General features: G+C 63.3%; 18 protein-coding genes. 16 read left to right on the top strand and 2 right to left on the bottom strand.

The annotated features are described in order from the left end of the window. Nucleotides 1-430: hypothetical protein (locus PQR27_RS20720; protein WP_408525535.1), on the bottom strand; the 430-nt coding region annotated here is incomplete at its 3' end. Between PQR27_RS20720 and PQR27_RS20725 the strand changes: the two genes are divergently transcribed. The 5 genes from PQR27_RS20725 (at nt 429) to pcaC (ending at nt 4,630) form a co-directional block, all read left to right on the top strand. Continuing rightward, the gene (locus tag PQR27_RS20725; protein WP_408525536.1) at nt 429-1,133 is read left to right on the top strand and encodes a 3-oxoacid CoA-transferase subunit A; all 705 of its coding nucleotides are present in this window, start codon (nt 429-431) and stop codon (nt 1,131-1,133) included. The genes PQR27_RS20720 and PQR27_RS20725 overlap by 2 nt on opposite strands. 10 nt (nt 1,134-1,143) lie before the next feature. Then, nucleotides 1,144-1,803, top strand: coding sequence for a 3-oxoacid CoA-transferase subunit B (locus PQR27_RS20730; RefSeq protein WP_408525537.1), 660 nt, complete (start codon nt 1,144-1,146; stop codon nt 1,801-1,803). Between the two features lie 261 nt (nt 1,804-2,064). After that, complete coding sequence (locus PQR27_RS20735) at nt 2,065-3,444, top strand: 3-carboxy-cis,cis-muconate cycloisomerase (protein ID WP_408525538.1); 1,380 nt, start codon at nt 2,065-2,067, stop codon at nt 3,442-3,444. A 5-nt stretch (nt 3,445-3,449) separates the two neighbouring features. Then, nucleotides 3,450-4,241, top strand: a complete 792-nt coding sequence (gene pcaD / locus PQR27_RS20740; protein ID WP_408525539.1) for a 3-oxoadipate enol-lactonase — start codon at nt 3,450-3,452, stop codon at nt 4,239-4,241. After that, nucleotides 4,238-4,630 (top strand): 4-carboxymuconolactone decarboxylase, encoded by a 393-nt coding sequence (pcaC, locus tag PQR27_RS20745; RefSeq protein WP_408525540.1) that lies wholly within the window; start codon nt 4,238-4,240, stop codon nt 4,628-4,630. The genes pcaD and pcaC overlap by 4 nt, the downstream gene beginning before the upstream one ends. Nucleotides 4,631-4,663: 33 nt before the next feature. Here the strand turns inward: pcaC and PQR27_RS20750 are convergent, their stop codons facing one another. Next, complete coding sequence (locus PQR27_RS20750; protein ID WP_408525541.1) at nt 4,664-5,377, bottom strand: TetR family transcriptional regulator; 714 nt, start codon at nt 5,375-5,377, stop codon at nt 4,664-4,666. A 373-nt stretch (nt 5,378-5,750) separates the two neighbouring features. Here PQR27_RS20750 and PQR27_RS20755 point away from each other — a divergent pair, with 373 nt between their 5' ends. The 11 genes from PQR27_RS20755 (at nt 5,751) to PQR27_RS20805 (ending at nt 19,702) form a co-directional block, all read left to right on the top strand. Further along, on the top strand, nt 5,751-7,355 hold the full coding sequence (locus PQR27_RS20755) for a 6-hydroxynicotinate reductase (RefSeq protein ID WP_408525542.1): 1,605 nt from the start codon (nt 5,751-5,753) through the stop codon (nt 7,353-7,355). After that, on the top strand, nt 7,352-8,290 hold the full coding sequence (locus PQR27_RS20760; RefSeq protein WP_408525543.1) for a UPF0280 family protein: 939 nt from the start codon (nt 7,352-7,354) through the stop codon (nt 8,288-8,290). Before PQR27_RS20755 ends, PQR27_RS20760 begins: the two co-directional genes overlap by 4 nt. Beyond that, nucleotides 8,266-8,856, top strand: a complete 591-nt coding sequence (locus tag PQR27_RS20765; protein WP_408525544.1) for an amino acid synthesis family protein — start codon at nt 8,266-8,268, stop codon at nt 8,854-8,856. Before PQR27_RS20760 ends, PQR27_RS20765 begins: the two co-directional genes overlap by 25 nt. A gap of 66 nt (nt 8,857-8,922) precedes the next feature. After that, nucleotides 8,923-9,507 (top strand): amino acid synthesis family protein, encoded by a 585-nt coding sequence (locus tag PQR27_RS20770; RefSeq protein ID WP_408525545.1) that lies wholly within the window; start codon nt 8,923-8,925, stop codon nt 9,505-9,507. An 18-nt stretch (nt 9,508-9,525) separates the two neighbouring features. Continuing rightward, entirely contained in the window at nt 9,526-11,469 is a 1,944-nt protein-coding gene (locus PQR27_RS20775; RefSeq protein WP_408525546.1) for an ABC transporter permease, read from the top strand. Continuing rightward, nucleotides 11,466-12,275 (top strand): ABC transporter ATP-binding protein, encoded by an 810-nt coding sequence (locus PQR27_RS20780; protein ID WP_408525547.1) that lies wholly within the window; start codon nt 11,466-11,468, stop codon nt 12,273-12,275. Before PQR27_RS20775 ends, PQR27_RS20780 begins: the two co-directional genes overlap by 4 nt. Next, nucleotides 12,272-12,985, top strand: a complete 714-nt coding sequence (locus PQR27_RS20785; protein WP_408525548.1) for an ABC transporter ATP-binding protein — start codon at nt 12,272-12,274, stop codon at nt 12,983-12,985. Before PQR27_RS20780 ends, PQR27_RS20785 begins: the two co-directional genes overlap by 4 nt. Before the next feature lie 71 nt (nt 12,986-13,056). Continuing rightward, a complete protein-coding gene (locus PQR27_RS20790; RefSeq protein WP_408525549.1) occupies nt 13,057-14,256 on the top strand; it encodes an amidohydrolase family protein in 1,200 nt (399 codons plus the stop codon). 42 nt (nt 14,257-14,298) lie between these two features. Beyond that, nucleotides 14,299-14,805 carry a (2Fe-2S)-binding protein gene (locus tag PQR27_RS20795; RefSeq protein WP_408525550.1) on the top strand — a complete coding sequence of 169 codons (507 nt, stop codon included), beginning with the start codon at nt 14,299-14,301 and terminating at the stop codon, nt 14,803-14,805. Further along, the gene (locus PQR27_RS20800) at nt 14,802-18,413 is read left to right on the top strand and encodes a molybdopterin cofactor-binding domain-containing protein (protein WP_408525551.1); all 3,612 of its coding nucleotides are present in this window, start codon (nt 14,802-14,804) and stop codon (nt 18,411-18,413) included. The genes PQR27_RS20795 and PQR27_RS20800 overlap by 4 nt, the downstream gene beginning before the upstream one ends. Nucleotides 18,414-18,493: 80 nt before the next feature. Further along, a complete protein-coding gene (locus PQR27_RS20805; protein WP_408525552.1) occupies nt 18,494-19,702 on the top strand; it encodes an ABC transporter substrate-binding protein in 1,209 nt (402 codons plus the stop codon). The last annotated feature ends 518 nt before the right edge of the window (nt 19,703-20,220 follow it).

Consider the following 20,220-nt stretch of genomic DNA (forward strand, 5'->3'; position numbering starts at 1 on the left):
GCGGCGGCAAAGAAAAGTAGGTGCCTGCCCCGCACAGGGGCGACGCTAATAAACCAATAACAAACCAAGGAAAGGCCAAAGAGGCAAGAGCAAGGAAAGGCCAACGCCGTAGGCAAACAGAAGCACCAAACGCCGTAGGCAAAATCAAAACCAAAACCAAAACCAAAACCAAAACCCTATGATTAGGGCAAACCCTCTGCCTTGACAACCCGCCCGAAGGGCAACCATAATCGCTGTAGCGTTCGCTAACCGAATCAGTGTTCGCATAAAGAACATTTTTTCGACAAAACGAACAACCAAAGGCGCGCGACCCCGCGCCTCCCAGCGCGGTAACAACCCCGCACAGGCCCGGAGACCGTCCCGCAAAAGCCCCTGCCTGCACAGGCAAAAAGCCCAGCGGTATGCAGCGCCCCAAAAGGAAATTCGACATGATCAACAAGATTTTCGAGTCACTTCAGTCGGCGGTCGCCGATGTCCACGACGGCGCGACCGTCATGATCGGCGGCTTCGGCACAGCCGGCATGCCGTCGGAGTTGATCGACGCACTCATCGAACAGGGCGCGCGCGAGCTCACCATCGTCAACAACAATGCCGGTAACGGCGACATCGGCCTCGCGGCGCTGCTCAAAGCCAAACGCGTGCGCAAAATCATCTGCTCATTCCCGCGCCAAACCGATTCGTATGTGTTCGACGCGCTCTACCGCGCCGGCGAAATCGAACTCGAACTGGTGCCGCAGGGCAATCTGGCGGAACGTATCCGCGCGGCGGGCGCAGGCATCGGCGGCTTCTTCACGCCAACCGCTTACGGCACCAAACTCGCCGAAGGCAAGGAAACCCGCCTGATCGACGGCAAGCACTACGTGCTGGAGTCGCCGCTGCATGCTGACTTCGCGCTCATCAAGGCGCTCAAGGGCGACCGCTGGGGCAATCTCGTCTATCGCAAGACCGCGCGTAACTTCGGCCCGATCATGGCGAGCGCGGCCAGAACGGCCATCGTGCAAGTGTCGAAAGTGGTGCCCCTCGGCGAGCTCGACCCGGAAAATATCGTTACACCCGGCATCTTCGTGCAACGCGTGATCGAAGTGCCGCAAGCTACGCATCAAGCCGAGCTTGCTTCCGCGACTGCCGCCTGAGGAGACCGACATGAAAAAACTGACCCGCGATGAAATGGCCAAGCGCGTTGCGCAAGATATTCCCGAAGGCGCCTACGTGAACCTCGGCATCGGCGTGCCGACGCTGGTGGCAAACCACCTCGCCGCCGACAAGGAAATCTTCCTCCATAGCGAAAACGGTCTGCTCGGCATGGGCCCGGCACCCGCGAAAGGCGAGGAAGACGACGAACTGATCAACGCCGGCAAGCAGCACGTCACGCTGCTCACGGGCGGCGCCTACTTCCATCACGCGGATTCATTCGCGATGATGCGCGGCGGCCATCTGGACTTCTGCGTGCTCGGCGCGTTCCAGGTGTCGGCGAAAGGCGATCTCGCGAACTGGCACACCGGCGCGCCCGACGCGATTCCGGCAGTCGGCGGCGCAATGGATCTGGCAATCGGCGCGAAGCAGGTCTACGTGATGATGGAACACCTGACCAAGCAAGGCGAAAGCAAAATCGCCGCCGAATGCACGTACCCGGTCACGGGCGTGAGTTGCGTCGACCGGATCTATACGGACCTCGCCATGATCGACGTCACGGATAAGGGCCTCGTCGTGCGCGAGATCTTTTCGGACATCGACTTCGACGCACTGCACAAACTGACTGGCGTGCCGCTGATCGACGGCACCCAGTCCGCTCGCGCGGCGTAACGAACGCGCGGCGACCCGTACGGGAACGTCACGTCACCATGTAAGCGGCGCATTGAGGCACGCCTCATGCGCCCGGCGCGCCTGGCACGCGCGGCGTCCGGGCCGCGTTGAGCGCACAATAAGCCGGGACGAAACGCAACGCCGCGTGCGGTAAGCTGTCTACTGGCTATGCAGTACCTTCCCGACGGTGAGCGCCGCCATGCGTGCCATGCACTGCGGCAAACCTTCAATGCCTGATTTCCTTCGATCATCGACGCCACCATGCTCGACTCCAGCGCCCGTCTGACCGGCCTTCTTTGCGGCACACAGCCGATGAACGATATCTGGGCGCCGCGTGCCACGCTGCAACGGATGCTCGACGTCGAAGCGGCGCTAGCGCGCGCCTGCGCCGCGCACAACGTGATTCCGCCTGCCGCCGTGGCCGCGATCGAGGCGGCCTGCCAGGCCGATCAGCTCGACGCCGATGCGCTCGCGCGCGACGCGGCGCTCGGCGGCAACCTGGCAATTCCGCTCGTCAAGCAACTCACCGCGCGGGTCAAAGCGGCCGACGCCGAAGCGTCGAAATACGTCCATTGGGGCGCGACGAGCCAGGACATCATCGATACGGCGACGGTGCTGCAATTGCGCGACACCTTCGATCTGCTCGACCAGGGCCTGCAATCCACCTGCGATTCATTAGCCACACTCGCGGCCAAACATCGCGCGACGCCCATGATCGGCCGCACCTGGTTGCAGCAGGCGCTGCCCATCACGCTCGGCCTCAAATTCGCTCAATGGCTCGACGCCTTGCTGCGGCATCGCGATCGGCTCGACGCGTTGCGCGCGCGCGTGCTGGTGCTGCAATTCGGCGGCGCGGCCGGCACGCTGGCCAGTCTGCGCGACGCTGCACCGCGCGTCACGCAAGCGCTCGCGCAAGAACTCAGTCTCACCGTGCCCACCTTGCCGTGGCATACGCAGCGCGACCGCATCGCCGAAACGGCGTCGCTGTTCGGCATGCTGATCGGCACGCTCGGCAAGATCGCGCGCGATATCTCCCTGCAGATGCAAACTGAAATCGACGAACTGGCCGAGCCCGTCGCGGCCGGCAAGGGCGGTTCGTCGACGATGCCGCACAAGCGCAATCCGGTGGGCTGCGCAGCGGTGCTGACCGCCGCGACGCGCGCCCCGGGACTCGTTGCCACGGTATTTGCCGGCATGGTGCAGGAGCACGAGCGTGCGCTCGGCGGCTGGCAAGCCGAGTGGGATGCCTTGCCGGACCTCGCGCGCCTCGCAGGCGGCGCGCTCGTCAACATCGGGCAGATCGCGGCGGGTCTGAACGTCAACATGCCGCGTCTGGCCGCGAATCTCGACGTCACGCACGGCTTGATTCTCGGCGAAGCAGTCATGCTCGCACTCGGTGACAGCATCGGCCGGCTCGACGCGCATCATCTGGTGGAGCGCGCGTCGAAGGCCGCGATCGCCAACGGCACGACGCTCTTCGAGGTCCTGTCAGCGGACTCCGCCGTGACCGACCATCTTCCGCTCGAGCGCTTGCAGCAACTGCTCGATCCCGCACAATACGTCGGCCAGGCGCACGCATACGTGGACGCCGCGCTGGCACTTCACACCACGCGCGCCCAGCGCGCCCATTCCAAGGAGTAACCGGCATGCCTTACGCCGCAGTCAACGGCACCGAGCTTCATTATCGAATCGACGGCGACCGTCACGGCAACGCGCCGTGGATCGTGTTGTCGAATTCGCTCGGCACTGATCTGTCGATGTGGACGTCGCAAGTCGCGGCGTTGTCAAAGCACTTCCGCGTGTTGCGCTACGACACGCGCGGTCACGGCCACTCCGAGGCGCCGAAGGGCCCGTACACGATTGAGCAACTGACCGGCGACGTGCTCGGCCTGATGGATACGCTCAAGATCGCCCGCGCGAATTTTTGCGGCATCTCGATGGGCGGCCTGACCGGCGTCGCATTGGCCGCGCGTCACGCGAATCGTCTGGAGCGTGTGGTGCTGTGCAATACGGCCGCCCGCATCGGCTCGCCCGAAGTGTGGGTGCCGCGTGCGGCGAAAGCCCGTACCGAAGGCATGCTCGCACTCGCCGACGCCGTCTTGCCGCGCTGGTTCACGGCCGATTACATCGAACGCGAACCGGTGGTGCTGGCGATGATCCGCGACGTGTTCGTGCATACCGACAAGGAAGGCTACGCATCGAATTGCGACGCAATCGACGCCGCCGATCTGCGCCCCGAAGCGCCCGGCATCAAGGTGCCGGTGCTGGTGATCAGCGGCACGCACGATCTGGCCGCGACGCCGGAGCAGGGCCGTGCCCTCGCTGAGGCCATTCCGGGCGCGCGTTACGTCGAACTGGACGCTTCGCATATTTCCAATATCGAGCAAACGGACGCTTTCACGAAGACCGTGCTCGACTTCCTGACGGAGCAGCGATGAACGACGAAGACCGCTACGAAGCCGGACTCGGAGTGCGTCGCGCGGTGCTGGGCAGCGCGCACGTGGACCGGTCGCTCGCGAATCGCACGGAAATGACGGACGAGTTCCAGAATTTCATCACCCGCTATGCATGGGGCGAAATCTGGACCCGTGAAGGTTTGCCGCGCCACACGCGCAGCCTGCTCACCATTGCGATGCTGGTCGCGGTCAATCGTAGCGAAGAGCTGGCACTACACCTGCGTGCCGCGAAGAACAACGGCGTAACACGCGAGGAAATCAAGGAAGTGCTGCTGCAAACCGCGATCTATTGCGGCGTGCCGGCGGCCAATTCGGCGTTCCACCTCGCCGACAAACTGTTCCGCGAAGACGACGCCGCAGCGAAGCCGTGAACGAAGGCGCGCGCTGCCAACACAGCGCGCGTTTTACACAGCCCTGCCTTCGCTTTCGCGCTCGCTCGACACCGCCGCCTCAGCCGGCATCCGCAGGCGCACCGCGCGCAACACCGTGTCCTTGATAACCTCACGCCAATGCGCGAGCGCGGCCTTGTCCATGAGCGGCTCCCCGAGAAACGCGCCCAACGTGTACTGATTGGCGTTATAGAAATAACCGAGCGACGCAATCGTCAGATACACGTCACGCGCATTGACGTCGGCACGAAAGACGTTTTGTGCCTTACCCGCATCCAGTACCTTCTGCACCACGGAAATCGCGTAGCCGGAAATCTCTTTCAGCTTTAATGATTTCTTCGCGTGCTTGCCCTGATGCAGATTCTCGCTCGACAGCAGCGTCACGAACTCCGGATGATCGAGGTAGTACTGCCAGACGAATTCGACCATCTGTTCGAGGCCATGCGCGGGGTCGTCGAGATCGAGATCGAGCCGGCTTTCGGCCTCGTTGAACTGCGTGTAGATGGTTTCCAGCACTTCGACAAACAACTGTTCCTTGCTGCCGAAGTAGTAGTAGATCATGCGGTCGTGCGAACGCGCGGCCTTTGAAATACTTTCGACGCGGCCGCTCGCATAGCCCTGTTTCGCAAAGACCTTGATCGCCGCTTTCAGAATCTTGGCGCGCGTGTCCTGCGCCTGTTTCGCACGGATGCCGGTAGCGCCCGGTTTGCGGGCGGCAGTGGGACTCATGGCGGCCTCGGTTTCTTTGTTAGCGTCAGGTTGAACCACATGCGCCGCGGCCGGTGAAACACGGGCGCGCTTTCATGATACCGCCCGCGCCACACGCTGCGTAGCGCGCTGCAGGATCATGTGCTTCGGCGTAAATTGGCTCGTGCTCCACGCGAGGATGCTGCGCCGCAGCATCCGGACTGACGCCCGGAAAGACGTTGCGCAGTCTATTTTGATCGAGTAAATTTCACACATGTTTGGTGTAGCGAATACTACATGAACGGTGAGTGACCGCAACACGAAAAAATATGGATCACGCGAAAACCCCTTTAAACAAGGGTGTTTCGGCAGCTGGGCAGGACCGGTTGTAATGTCGTCGTATGGGAACCCCACCATGACAGAACATACGAAGGTCGATTTCGGTGCGGAAAGCGTCGATGGCGAGATCGCCTCGACGCCGGGTCCGACCGTGCTCGAGAAGGCGGCGCCGCGTAGCGAGCGGATGGCGTCGAACAAGATCGAATGCAACGCCTGTCCGGTGTTGTGTCAGATATCGGAAGGCCGCACCGGTGCGTGCGATCGCTATGCCAATGCAGAGGGACGGCTGATCCGCGTCGATCCGGTGGTGTTTCTTTCGCGTGCGGCTTTGGCGCCGGAAGCGATTGCAAACTCCGCGGACGCTACGGTCGAATTTGGTGCATCTTCAGAAGCGCACGATCCTGCTGCGCAACAGGCGCTCTTTGTTACCGGTGTCGGTGCATCGTCCACCTATCCCGACTACAAGCCCGCGCCGTTCATCGTGTCTTCAAAGCTCGACGACGTCGATATGATCACCGTCGTGACCGAGGGCATTTTCAGCTATTGCAGCTTCAAGGTGAAGATCGATACCGATCGCTTCCTTGGCCCTGAGCAATCGAACGTGCGGTGCCATGGCGAAATCGTCGGCCATGTGACCACGGCTGAATATGGCTCGCAGATGCTGAGCCTGGGCGGTGTGCATCATCTGACCGGTGGCAGCAAGAAAGAAGGCCGCGTCACCTGCGACATGATGCTCGCGCTCGGCAATAAGGAAGCAGTGGAATTGAGCATCGACGGCGGCGCGAGCCTCGTGATCCGCGCGGGCGCGGCGCCGATTGTCGACGGTGTCGAAGAACAGCGTATGCGCGTGGGCTGCGGATCGGCCACGATCGGCATCTTCGCCAAGCAGTGGTTCGGCCACGTCGACGAAGTGGTCGTGGTCGACGATCACATCACAGGCGTGCTGACCGAACATCAGGCGGGCCGCTGTCTCGGCATGACCCGTTCAGGTCTGAAGATTCGCGGGCGCAAGTCGACGCCAGGCCGTTATTTTCAGGTGGCGAATCCCGGCACCGGTTGGGGCGGCACCGATATTCAGGATCCCATGGCGATCGTCGAAGGCTTCGATCCTGATGTGGCGAGGGCCGGCATGCGCTTGCTGATGGTGTCGACGACCGGTGAGCACGCGCAATGGTATGAGCTCGATCAAAGTCTCGTGCCGCGGATTGCGCCGATGCCGGACGCGGTACGCAGCACGGTCGAGCGGATTGGCGAGAATTGCGAGCCGTCGCTCGCGACCGTGCTGTTTCTGGGTGGCGCGGGCGGCAGTCTGCGAGCGGGCGCAACGGAGAACCCGGTCCTCTTGACGCGCGCAATCAAACAGAAGCTGGTGAACGTGACCTGCGGTGGCGCGCCGGCCTACGTGTGGCCGGGCGGCGGCATCACGGTCATGGTGGACGTGTCGCGCATGCCCGATCGATCATTCGGCACCGTGCCAACGCCCGCGATCGTCGCGCCGATCGAATTCACCATGACGTATGACGCGTATCGCGATCTCGGCGGTCATCTCGATGCGGTGCGTTCAATGGAAAGCGTGCTGGCGAATGGTCCGGAACATACTGAAGGCGCGCCGCTCGCCCGCCGTATCCTGGCGCGCAATCCCGACAATCCATGGCCGCCCGTCATGCTGCCCACACCATGAACGCAACCCGCACCCGGCTCGACGCGACCCGCTGGCATTGGCAGCATGGGCCGATCGATCTGATCCTCAGCGCGGACGGCGAACCCACGGCGGTGCAGGCCGCGTATGAAGCCTGCTGGGCGCGTTTCGTCGGCGTGTTGCCCGAACTGGTCGGCGAACTGAAACTGCTGCGCCAGCCTGTGCCGCGCGCAGCAGCGCTCGCCGACTGCGCGCTAAACGGCGACGTAGCCCGCCGCATGTGGGGCGCCTGTCACCCGCATCGCGCGCGCTACATCACGCCGATGGCGGCCGTGGCGGGCAGTGTCGCGGATGAATTGATCGCGGCGTTCGCCCGCAAAGGCATCGCGCGCGCCTTCATCAACAACGGCGGCGACATCGCACTCTATTTGACCGAAGGACAGCAGTACCGTGTCGGCGTATTCGCCGATCTGGCGAACTATTCAGGCGCGAAGCAAGTGGGCGACCAACCGCTCGACGCGAACCTGACGCTCGACGCAGCTACGCCGGTTCGCGGCATCGCGACAAGCGGCTGGCGCGGCCGCAGCTTCAGTCTCGGCATAGCCGACAGCGTGACGGTGCTTGCCCGTAACGCCGCCACTGCCGACGCCGCCGCGACGGTGATCGCCAACGCCGTGAACCTGGACCATGCGAACATCGTGCGCCGTCCGGCTTCGTCGTTGAAAGACGATAGCGATCTCGGCAACATGCTGGTGACCGTGGACGTGCCGCCCTTACCGCAGCCACTGATCGATTTCGCCCTCGCGCGAGGTGTCGAAGCCGCGCGGCGTTTGCGGCAAAACGGCTTGATCGAAGGCGCCGCGCTGTTCCTGCAAGGGCGCACGCGAGTCGCCGGCATTCATGGCAGTTGCGCGTTGCCCGCGCCGCATGCCCACACTCTAACGGAGGCTCCGTGTTCGAAATACGCCGCGTGCTGACGCACGTCGAAGACATCTTTCACGAGTTTGGTCCCGCGCCCGCGCAGCCGTTGCGGCGCGGCGCGATTGCCGCGGTGATGACGAATCCGTTCGCGGGGCGCTACGAAGCGCAAATCGAACCAGCGATGGAAGCGCTCAAGCCCATCGGCTTCGATATGGCGCAAAGGCTGCTCGCCGCCATGGCGGTGCCGCACGCGTCAATCGAAAGCTATGGGAAAGGCGCGATTGTCGGCTCTCGCGGCGAACTCGAGCATGGCGCGCTGTGGCACGTTCCCGGCGGCTACGCGATGCGTGAACTGCTCGAGAAAAACGGTGTGCCCACCAACGCCATCGTGCCGTCGACCAAGAAAGTCGGCGCGCCGTCCACCGCGCTCGACGTGCCGCTCACGCACGTCAATGCAAGCTACGTGCGCAGCCACTTCGACGCGATCGAAGTGCGCGTGCCCGGCGCCCCCGCCGCGGACGAACTGGTGTATATCCTCGTGATGAGCACGGGACAGCGCGTGCATGCGCGCGTCGGCGGCCTCGCCAAAGAGGCGATTGTCGGCAAGGACGGCTTGCGCTAAGCGCCCGTTCCCCCGTTGCGCCGTTTGCAGACTACAGAATAGTTGGACCCCATCACGGAGAGCGAAATGGCAATCAAGCTTCGCAAGCTGGTCGTGCAGGTCGATGAAACACGCATTGAAATGGGGCAATCCGTCGAGCCGCCGGCACGCCGCGCGGTCGCGATGGCGGTGATCGACAACCCCTACGCAGGCCGCTATGAGGCAAAGCTCGACGCGCTGATCGAGGCGGGTGAGGAACTGGGCGCGCTGCTCGGCAACAAGTGCGTCGAGGCGCTCGGCATCAAACCGGCAGAGGCACAAAGTTACGGCAAGGCGGCGATTGTCGGGGAAGCCGGCGAACTGGAGCATGCGGCGGCGATCCTGCATCCGAAACTCGGCGCACCGTTGCGCACAGCGGTCGAGAAGGGCGCGGCGCTGGTGCCGTCGGCGAAGAAAATGGGTACGCTTGGCACCGCGATCGACGTGCCGCTCGGCCACAAGGACGCGGCCTTTGTGCGCAGTCACTTCGACGCGATCGAAGCGCGCATCTCCGACGCGCCGCGCGCGAACGAAATCGTCGTAGCCGTCGCAGTCACGGCGTCGGGCCGGCCGCTGCCGCGCATCGGCGGTTTACAGGTCAGTGAGATCAAGGGCGAAGACGGTTTGCGCTGACTTATTTCAAGGGTCGCAATGCTTTCGAATTTGCTGGTTCAGCTGGTCAACGGACTCGCCGACGCGTCGACGCTGTTTCTCGTCGCCGCTGGCCTGTCGTTGATCTTCGGCGTCACGCGCATCGTGAATTTTGCGCACGGCTCGTTCTATATGTTCGGCATCTATGTCGCGTATAGCATCGCGAGCCGCTTCGGTCATACGGCGGCTGGATTCTGGCTGTCGGTGCTGGCGGCGGCGCTGGTTGTCGCGGTGCTCGGCGCGCTCGTCGAAATGATCGTGTTGCGGCGCATTTATCAGGCGCCCGAGTTGTTTCATCTGCTGGCCACCTTTGCGCTCGTGCTGATCTTTCGCGACGCCGCGCTCTGGCTATGGGGCCCCGAAGACCTGTTCGGCCCGCGTGCGCCGCATCTGGCGGGTGCGGTCGATTTCCTCGGCCATCCGCTGCCCACGTACGATATCGCGCTGATTGTGATCGGGCCGGCGGTGTTGCTGCTGCTCTGGTATGCGCTGACGCGCACGCGCTGGGGCACGCTGGTGCGAGCCGCCACGCAGGATCGCGAGATGCTCGGTGCACTCGGCATCAATCAGGCGTGGTTGTTTACCGGTGTGTTTTTCGTCGGCGCGTTTCTCGCCGGCCTCGGCGGCGCGCTGCAAGGCCCGCGGATGTCGGCGAATCTGTCGCTGGATCTGGAGACCATCGGCAATGCGTTTGTCGTGGTGGTAGTCGGCGGCATGGGCTCGATTCCGGGCGCCTTCGTCGCCGCGCTGTTGATCGCGGAGATCAAGGCACTGTGCATCGGCATCGGACACGTGTCCCTGTTCGGGATCGGTTTGTCCTTGAGCCGCTTCACGCTGGTTGCCGAATTCGTGGTGATGGCGGTGGTGCTGGTGGTGCGGCCCTGGGGCCTGCTCGGCCGGGCGAGTGCCGCGGTACGCGGGATGGCGGCGCCCGAAACGCCTTTGAGGCCCGCGGGCAAGCGTCTGAAATGGCTGGCCGCGATAGCGTTGGTGATCCTCGTGCTCGCGCCGCTTGCGGCCAATGCGTTCCCTTACATGCCGGTGCTGCTGGTGGAAATCCTGATCGCCGTGCTGTTTGCAACCAGTCTGCATTTCATCATGGGGCCGGGCGGCATGCATTCGTTCGGTCATGCCGCTTACTTCGGTCTCGGCGCATACGGCGCCGCGCTGTTCCTTAAAGTCCTGAATCTGCCGATGGAAGCCGCGCTGCTGCTCGGACCCCTGCTTGCGGTAGCCGGCGCGCTGGTGTTCGGCTGGTTCTGCGTGCGGCTCTCCGGCGTCTATCTCGCCATGCTGACCCTTGCGTTCGCGCAGATCGTCTGGTCGGTGGTGTTTCAGTGGGACGACGTGACGGGCGGCAGCAATGGCGTTCTGGGTTTGTGGCCGTCGAACTGGCTGGCTTCGCCGGTGGCTTTTTACTATCTGACGCTGGCATGCGCGGTGATCGGCGTGGGGCTGCTGCGCAAAATGCTGTTCTCGCCGCTAGGCTACGCGATGCGGGCGTCGCGTGATTCCGGGTTGCGCGCCGAGGCAATCGGTATCGACGTCAAGCGCGTGCAATGGGCGGCCTTCGTGATCGCCTCGCTGTTTTGCGGGCTTGCCGGGTCGCTGTATGCGTTTTCCAAGGGCACGATTTCGCCTGAAGTGATCAGCGTGAGCCGTTCCGTGGATGGCCTCGTAATGGTGCTGCTCGGCGGCCTGCAGACCCTCACTGGCCCGATTGTCGGCGCGGCCGTTTTCACATGGTTGCAGGACACCGTGGCGAGGCAGACCGACTACTGGCAGGCGCTGCTTGGCTTAGCGATTCTTCTGCTGGTGATCGCGTTTCCGCAAGGGATTGTCGGCTTCATCCGCGAGCGTTTCGGGGATGACGTTGCGGACGCGGCTGACCAAAGCGCTGCCACACCGAGGCCAGGCGCGCCAGCGATCAAGGAGGGACTATGAGCCTGCTGCGCGTCACAGGTCTCTCCAAATCGTTCGGTGGCCTGAAGGCCGTCGACGATGTTTCCTTCGATCTCGAAGCCGGTCAACTGCTGGCCCTGCTGGGCCCGAACGGCGCGGGCAAATCGACCTGCTTCAACATGGTCAATGGCCAGCTGACACCTTCGTCCGGTTCGATCCGGCTCGACGATCACGAACTGGTCGGCATGCGGCCACGCGATATCTGGCGACTCGGCGTGGGCCGCACGTTTCAGATCGCCGCGACCTTCAATTCGATGACCGTGCTCGAAAACGTGCAGATGGCCCTGGTGTCGCGTGAGCGCAAGACCTTCGGCTTGTGGAAACCCGCCAGTTCGCGCTATGCCGACGAGGCTTTCGCGCTTCTGGAGCAGGTCGGCATGGCCGCCGACGCAAAGCGCGCCTGCGGCGTGCTCGCGTATGGCGACGTGAAGCGCGTCGAACTGGCGATCGCGCTGGCCAATCGCCCCAGGCTACTGCTGATGGACGAACCCACCGCCGGCATGGCGCCCAAGGAGCGCAACGAATTGATGGCCTTGACCAAACGCCTCGTCACGGAACACCGGATCGGCGTGCTGTTCACCGAGCACAGCATGGACGTGGTATTCGCCTACGCCGATCGCATGATCGTGCTCGCCCGCGGCAAACTGATCGCCGAGGGCGACGCCGAAACGATTCGCAACGACGTACGCGTTCAGGAAGTCTATTTCGGCACCGGCAAGACGTTCCAGCCGCGTGCGCCGCTGCATGAAGCGGCAGGGGCTCAGCGAGACCAAGGGGCGCTGCAATGAGCGAGCCGATGCTGAAGGTCTCCGGCCTCAACGCGTTTTACGGTCGCGCGCACATCCTGTTCGACGTCGGTCTCGAAGTAGGCCGGGGCGAAGTGGTGGCGCTGATGGGCCGCAACGGCGCGGGCAAATCCACGACGATGAAAGCCGTCATGGGCCTGCTGCCGCGCCGTCAGGGCGAAGTGCGGTTTCGCGGACAGAACATCACGGCGTTGCCGCCGTACCGGATTGCGCGCATGGGCATGGGCTTCGTTCCCGAAGACCGGCGTGTGTTCGCCGATCTCACCGTGATGGAAAATCTCGACGCCGGCCGTCAGCCGCCACGCGAAGGCGCGCCGCAATGGACGCCCGAAAAACTGTTTCGCCTGTTTCCCAATCTCGGCGAAATGCCGAAGCGCCCCGGCGGGCAGATGAGCGGCGGCGAGCAGCAGATGCTGACGGTATCGCGCACGTTGATGGGCAATCCCTATCTGGTGTTGCTCGATGAACCATCCGAGGGCGTGGCGCCCGTGATCGTCGAGCAGATGGCGAACATGATTCTGGAACTCAAGCGCGAAGGGCTGTCGATTCTGTTGTCCGAGCAGAACCTGCACTTCGCCGAGCTGGTCAGCGACCGCGCGTATGTCCTTGAAAAAGGGCAGATTCGCTTTAGCGGCACGATCGGCGAACTTGCGCAAAACGAAACAGTGAGGCGCGCTTATCTGAGCGTGTGAATCCATCAGCGCGACCGCGTGCAGGTAGGCAGGCATGCGGCGCCGGGCAGTCGTTGCGAAAGGAGAGGCAGATGGCAGCAGAGACGTTGACAGGCTTGTCGGGCAAGGTCGCGGTAACGAACATCGGTCTGCTGTTATCCGGCGACATCGACCGGCCGATTCTCGATGCCACTACGCTGGTGATCGACGACGGTGTGATCGTTGCGCTCGGCAAGGAGAAAGACTGCGATCTCGAAGGCGCGCGTACCACTGTCGATTGCAAGGGCACCACGGTGGCGCCCGGCCTGATCGATTCGCACGTGCATCCGGTATTCGGCGACTGGACACCCCGGCAGAATCAGATGGGCTGGATCGAATCGAATCTGAACGGCGGCGTGACGACAATGATTTCCGCCGGTGAAGTTCATTTACCTGGCCGTCCGAAAGACGTGCTCGGTGTAAAAGCCCTCGCGATTACGGCGCAACGTTCGTTTGAAGGAATGCGCGGCGCGGGTGTGGGTGGCGGCGTGAAAGTGATGGCCGGGGCACCGGTGATCGAGAAGGGCATGGTCGAGGAGGACTTCAGGGAGCTCTCGGAAGCGGGCGTGAAGCTGCTCGGCGAAGTCGGCCTCGGCAGCGTCAAGGGCGGCGAGGAAGCCGCGCAGATGGTGGCGTGGGCTCGCAAGTACGGCATTCAAAGCACGATTCACACGGGCGGCCCGTCGATTCCCGGCTCGGGGCTGATCGATCGCGACGTGGTGCTCGCCGCCGATGCCGATGTGATCGGTCATATCAACGGCGGCCATACCTCGCTGTCGTACCGGCATGTCTGCGACCTGTGCGAACAATCGAGCCGCGCGCTGGAAATCGTCCACAACGGCAATGAGCGGATCGCGTTGCTCACCGCGCGCCACGCGATCGAACTGAAATGTCCGCACCGGATCATTCTCGGCACCGATAGCCCCGCGGGTTCGGGCGTGCAACCGCTCGGCATTCTGCGCATGATCGCGCTGATCTCGAGCCTCGCTGACATTCCCGCTGAAATCGCCTTCTGCTTTGCGACCGGCAACACGGCGCGGCAACGCAATCTGCGCCAGGGTTTAATCGAAGTGGGCCGTCCCGCCGACCTCGTGTTCATGGACCGCGCGCAGCACACGGCGGCGGATACGTTGCTGGAAAGCGTGCAACTCGGCGATATACCGGGCGTCGGCATGGTGATGATCGACGGCTTGATTCGTTGCCGGCGCAGCCGCAATACGCCGCCGGCGACCGAAGTGCCGGTGGTCATATGAGCGCGGCGCGCACGCCGTCGATATCTTCGTGAGCCACCCGTCATGAGTCGTCCGGCCACCCTGACGCTGAACGTCAACGGCGCGACGCATCGGCTTTACGCCGATGCCGACACGCCTTTGCTTTACCTGTTGCGCAACGACCTGGCGCTGAACGGGCCGAAATTCGGCTGCGGCCTCGGCGAGTGCGGCGCGTGTACGGTGCTGCTCGACGGCATGCCGACGCGCTCGTGCGTGACGACCGCCAAGGTGGCCTTGGGCCACGAGATCACCACGCTCGAAGGACTCGGTACGCGTGCGGCGCTACATCCGGTGCAGCAGGCATTTATCGAGGAGCAGGCCGCGCAGTGCGGCTACTGCCTGAACGGCATGATCATGACCGCCAAAGCGCTGCTCGATCGCGATCCGCATCCGAGCGACGAGACGATTCGCCGCGAGTTGTCGCGCAACCTCTGCCGCTGCGGCACGCACGTCGAAATCGTGCGCGCGGTGCAACGCGCCGCTGAATTGCTCGCCGCGCAAGCCGCCATGCGGGACGGAGCGCGCGTATGACCGGGCCGGATTTCAGCGTGGATCGCCGGTCGGCACCCTTGTCGCGGCGAGCACTCTACGATGCGCAAAACGTTCTGATCGTCACCCGTGAACCGCAGGCGCCGGTCAAGCCGGCGATCGGTCAGCCGGGGTCGCGTTCGTCTTTTGTGCCGACCGAAGCCGACCTGTTCCTCGTCGTACGCGACGACGGCAGCGTGATCGCGTTCAACGGTCACGTCGATCTGGGTACGGGTATCGGCACGGCGCTGGCGCAAATCGTCGCGGAAGAACTCGACGTGCCGTTGACGCGCGTGTCGGTGGTGCTTGGACACACCAACGAAGCGCCGAATCAGGGGCCGACAATCGCGAGCGCGACGATTCAGATTTCCGCGGTGCCGTTGCGGCATGCCGCGGCGCAGGCGCGACAGTTCCTGCTCGCTGAAGCGGCTGTGCGCTTTAAGGTCGGCGCCGATATGCTCGACGTACGCGACGGCGTGGTTCATTGCCGTGGCGGTGACAGCAAGGGCATCAGCTATGGCGAATTGATCGCGGGACGACGCATCGAACTGAGCCTCGCCACCGATGCACCTTTGAAATCGCCCGACGCATACCGGATTGTCGGCAAGAGCACGCCACGCGTGGACATTCCCGCCAAAGCAACTGGAGAGCTGAGCTTTGTCCACGACGTGCGTGTGCCGGGCATGCTGCACGGACGCGTCGTGCGGCCACCGTATGCGGGCGTGGCGCAGGGCGAATTCATGGGCAACAGCCTGCTGCATGTCGACGAAGAATCAATCCGCGACTTGCCCGGCATTGTCAAAGTGGTGGTGATTCGCGATTTTGTCGGCATCGTGGCCGAGCGTGAAGAAGTCGCGCAGCAGGCAGTGAAACGGCTGAACGTGCAATGGAAGCCGGTGGAAGGTTTGCCGCCGCTCGAAACGAGCGAGCAGGTGGAAGCCGCATTGCGTGCCAATCCTTCAAAGCGGCGCGACCTCGTGATTGAAGGCGACGTGGATGCGGCGCTCGCTGGAGAGGACACGCACTCGCTCGAACGGACCTACGTGTGGCCGTTCCAGATGCATGCTTCGATTGGGCCGTCCTGCGCGGTGGCCGACTATCGCGACGGGACGCTGAAGGTCTGGTCCGGCACGCAGAATCCCCACTCGCTGCGCGCCGATCTCGCGTTGCTAATGACGCTGGACGAAGCGCACATCGAGATCGTGCGAATGGAAGCCGCCGGCTGCTACGGCCGCAATTGCGCGGACGATGTCGCCGCCGATGCCGCGTTGCTGTCGCGCGCAGCTGGCAGTCCGGTGCGCGTGCAACTATCGCGCGAGGATGAGCACGCGTGGGAACCGAAGGGCGCCGCGCAGCTGATGGACGTGCGTGGCGCACTCGGCGCCGACGGTCAACTGGCGGCGTATGACTTCGCGACACGTTATCCGTCGAACGATGCGCCCACGTTGGCGCTGCTGCTGACCGGCACGATTTCCGCCCAGCCTCAGGTGTTCGAAATGGGCGACCGCACGGCCGTGCCGCCATACGATTACCGCACGATGCGCATCGTGTGCGACGATACGCCGCCGATCGTGCGGGCGTCGTGGTTGCGCGGCGTGTCCGCATTGCCGAACACATTCGCGCATGAATCCTTTATCGACGAACTCGCGGCCGAGGCGGGCGTCGATCCGATCGAATTCCGTCTTCAGCATCTGACCGATCCACGTGCAATCGATCTGGTCAAAGCGGTGGCCAGGCGAGCCGGTTGGGAACCGCGCAACGTGACGTTCAAGGATACGGAAGACGGCGACATTGCACGCGGCAGAGGCTTCGCCTACGCGCGCTACGTGCACAGCAAATTCCCCGGCTTTGGGGCGGCGTGGTCCGCTTGGGTGGCCGAGGTCGAAGTCAATCGCAGGAGCGGTGAACTCGCGGTGACGCGCGTCGTGGTCGGCCAGGACACCGGCACGATGGTGAATCCGGACGGTGTGCGTCATCAGATACATGGCAACGTGATTCAGGCGACCAGCCGCGCGTTGAAAGAGCGCGTGACGTTCGGCGAGAACGCGGTGACGAGTCAGGAGTGGGGCGCGTATCCGATCCTGACGTTCCGCGAGGTGCCCGTGATCGACGTGGTGATGATGCCGCGCCATGGCGAGCCGCCGATGGGCACTGGCGAATCGGCGTCGTTACCGGGCGCGGCGGCGATCGCCAATGCGTTGTACGACGCGACCGGCGTGCGTTTTCGGCGGCCGCCGTTCACGCCTGAGACGATTCGCGCGGCGTTGGCCGACGCGCAAGCCGAAGAGACGGCGGCGCGCAAAAAGAAGCGCTGGCGATTCGGGTTGCTTGGCGCATTGGCAACCGGCGTGGCGGGATGGCTCGGTGGGCTCGCGTTAGCGCCGCATGCCATTGCGCCGATTACGCCGCCGCTTGCGAGTGCGTTTGCGCCGGAACTGGTCGCGCGCGGCAAGCTGCTCGCGTCGCTCGGTAATTGCACCGTTTGCCATACCGCGCACAACGGCGTGCCGAACGCCGGCGGCAAACCGCTCGATACGCCGTTCGGCACCGTCTATAGCACCAACCTCACGCCCGACGGACTGACCGGCATTGGCACCTGGTCGCTCGAAGCATTCATGCGCGCGATGCGGCAGGGCATCAGCCGCGACGGGCATCGGCTGTATCCCGTGTTTCCGTACACGTCGTTCCAGAACACGTCCGACGACGACCTGAAAGCGCTCTACGCCTACCTGATGGCGCAAACGCCGGTGCGCTCACGCCCGCCGCAAACGAAGCTCGCCTATCCGTTTAGCGTGCGTCCGCTGATGGCCGCGTGGAACGGGCTCTTTCTCGGCCGCAACACTTTCACTGCGAGCGCGACGCAAAGCGCGCAATGGAATCGCGGCGCGTATCTGGTGAACGGTCTCGGCCATTGCAGCGCATGCCACACGCCGCGCAACGCGCTGGGCGCTGAGAAAACCGGTGCGGCGTTCATGGGCGGCGGTATGGCGGAGGGCTGGGAAGCGCCGGCGCTGTCCACGCTTTCGAACGCGCCCGTGCCCTGGAGCGAAGACGAACTGTTCAGCTATCTGCGCTATGGCCACGCGCCGCTGCATGGCGTGGCCGCCGGACCGATGGCGCCGGTCGTCAGCGATCTGGCGGTGCTGCCCGACAGCGATATTCGCGCGATGGCGGCGTATCTGGCCTCGCTCAATCCGCTTGAGCCGAATGCCGATCCGCAGGGCCTTGCGCGTCAATACGAGCAGGCCAGCACGATAACGGGCGCTGGCACCGCGAACGGCCTTGGCGCGCGACTCTTCGACGGTGCGTGTGCCGCCTGTCATCACACCGGCAGCGGGCCGCAATTGTTCGGCGCGCATCCTTCGCTGGCGCTTAACACGAACTTGCACAGCGCGACGCCCGATAATCTGATTCGCGTGATTCTGGAGGGCATCGGCTCGCCTGCGCGGCCCGAACTCGGTACGATGCCGGCTTACCGCGACAGTTTCAACGATGCCCAGGTCGCGGAACTTGTGTCCTGGCTGCGTCAGCAGTTCGCTGGCGGCAAGCCGGCCTGGCAGGACGTGGCGGCGAGCGTCGCCAGAATTCGTGCGATGCCGCGGGCCGATTGAAGCCTAAGCAACCTAAGCAGCCAGAACGCCTGATAAAAACTACCGGCATTCCCGCAATCCTTTTGATAACGGAGAAACGCATGACCACGCGCGCAGGATGGATTTCTCGCATGACAATTTCCACGGTTTTATCGCTTGCTGCGGTGGGCGCGAGCGCACAGCAGACCATCAAGATCGGCGAAATCAACAGCTATAAGGCGCAACCGGCCTTTCTCGGTCCTTACAAGAACGGCTGGAATCTCGCGCTGGAGCAGGTGAATGCCGCGGGCGGCGTGCTTGGCAAACAGCTTGAAGTAGTGTCGCGCGACGACAACGGCAATCCGGGCGACACAATCCGTGTCGCTCAGGAGTTGATCGCGCGCGAACAGGTGCAATTGCTGTTTGGTGGTTTCCTGTCGAACACCGGCCTCGCGCTGACCGATTTCGCGAAGCAGAAGAAGATTTTCTTCCTCGCTGCCGAGCCACTGACCGACAAGATCGTATGGGCTGACGGCAACAAATACACGTACCGTTTGCGTCCGTCGACGTATATGCAGGTGGCGATGCTGGTGCCGGAGGCGGCGAAGTTAAAGAAGAAGCGCTGGGCGCTGGTGTATCCGAACTACGAGTACGGACAGTCGGCGGTGGCGACCTTCAAGAAGTTGCTGACCGCTGCGCAGCCCGATGTGCAATTCGTTGTTGAGCAGGCGACGCCGCTTGGCAATGTTGACGCGGGCGCGGTCACACAGGCGATTGCCGATGCGAAGCCGGATGCGATTTTCAATGTGCTGTTCGGGGCTGATCTTGGCAAGTTCGTGCGCGAGGGGAACACGCGCGGGTTGTTCAAGGACCGCAGCGTGGTGTCGTTATTGACGGGCGAGCCGGATTATCTTGATCCGTTGGGGGCGGAGGCGCCGACTGGCTGGATCGTGACCGGGTATCCGTGGTATTCGATCGATACGGCGGCGAACAAGAAGTTTGTCGATGCCTATCAGGCGAAGTATCACGACTATCCCCGACTCGGGTCGGTTGTGGGGTATTCGGCTTTGATGTCGATTGCTGATGGGATCAGGAAAGCTGGGTCGACCGATTCGGATAAGCTCGCTGCCGCGTTTAAGGGACTCTCGGTTGAGACGCCTTTCGGGCCGATTACTTATCGGGCGCAGGACAATCAGTCGACGATGGGGGCGTTTGTTGGGGTGACGGCCGTCAAGGACGGGAAGGGGGTGATGAGTTCTTATCGGTATATCGATGGAGCTAGTGTGCAACCTTCGGATGCAGAGGTTAGGAAACTGCGGGCAGCGGAATAGGGTTTTGTTGCGCGTAGCGCTGGATAGGTTTTTTTGCCTTTGGCGGCGGCATTATTGCTGGATGCCTACGGCGGTGGTTGTTTCATTTTTTATTGGTCTATTAGTGTTCCCCCTGTGCGGGGGGCACCTACTTTTCTTTGCCGGCCGCAAAGAAAAGTAGGCAAAAGAAAGCGGCTCACACCGCCAGCTCTTAAGCGGGTCCCCTGGCTTGGAGGGGATCGTGGCTCCGTAGAGATTGGCCCTCCGCACCTTCTTGCGTGAGTGACCAGGCCGTCATTCCTCCGGCGGCGCTGCGCGCGCCGGGGCGGTACTTCATCAAACCGCTGGTGTGTTTCGGCGCCTCGCCGAGGCGAAGCCGATGGCCCCCGCTACGCGCAAACGAAGCGCCAGGTTTCCCTGGCAGACCCATCCGCGACGCACGTAGTGCGGAGTGGGAGCGAATGACGGCTGTGTCACAGACACTAATGGACCGAGGTGTGATCCGTTTATCGCACCACCAGCCCCTCCAAGCCAGGGGA

It is taken from the genome of Paraburkholderia fungorum (genome assembly GCF_046027215.1).
Taxonomy (GTDB): Bacteria; Pseudomonadota; Gammaproteobacteria; order Burkholderiales; family Burkholderiaceae; genus Paraburkholderia; species Paraburkholderia fungorum_D.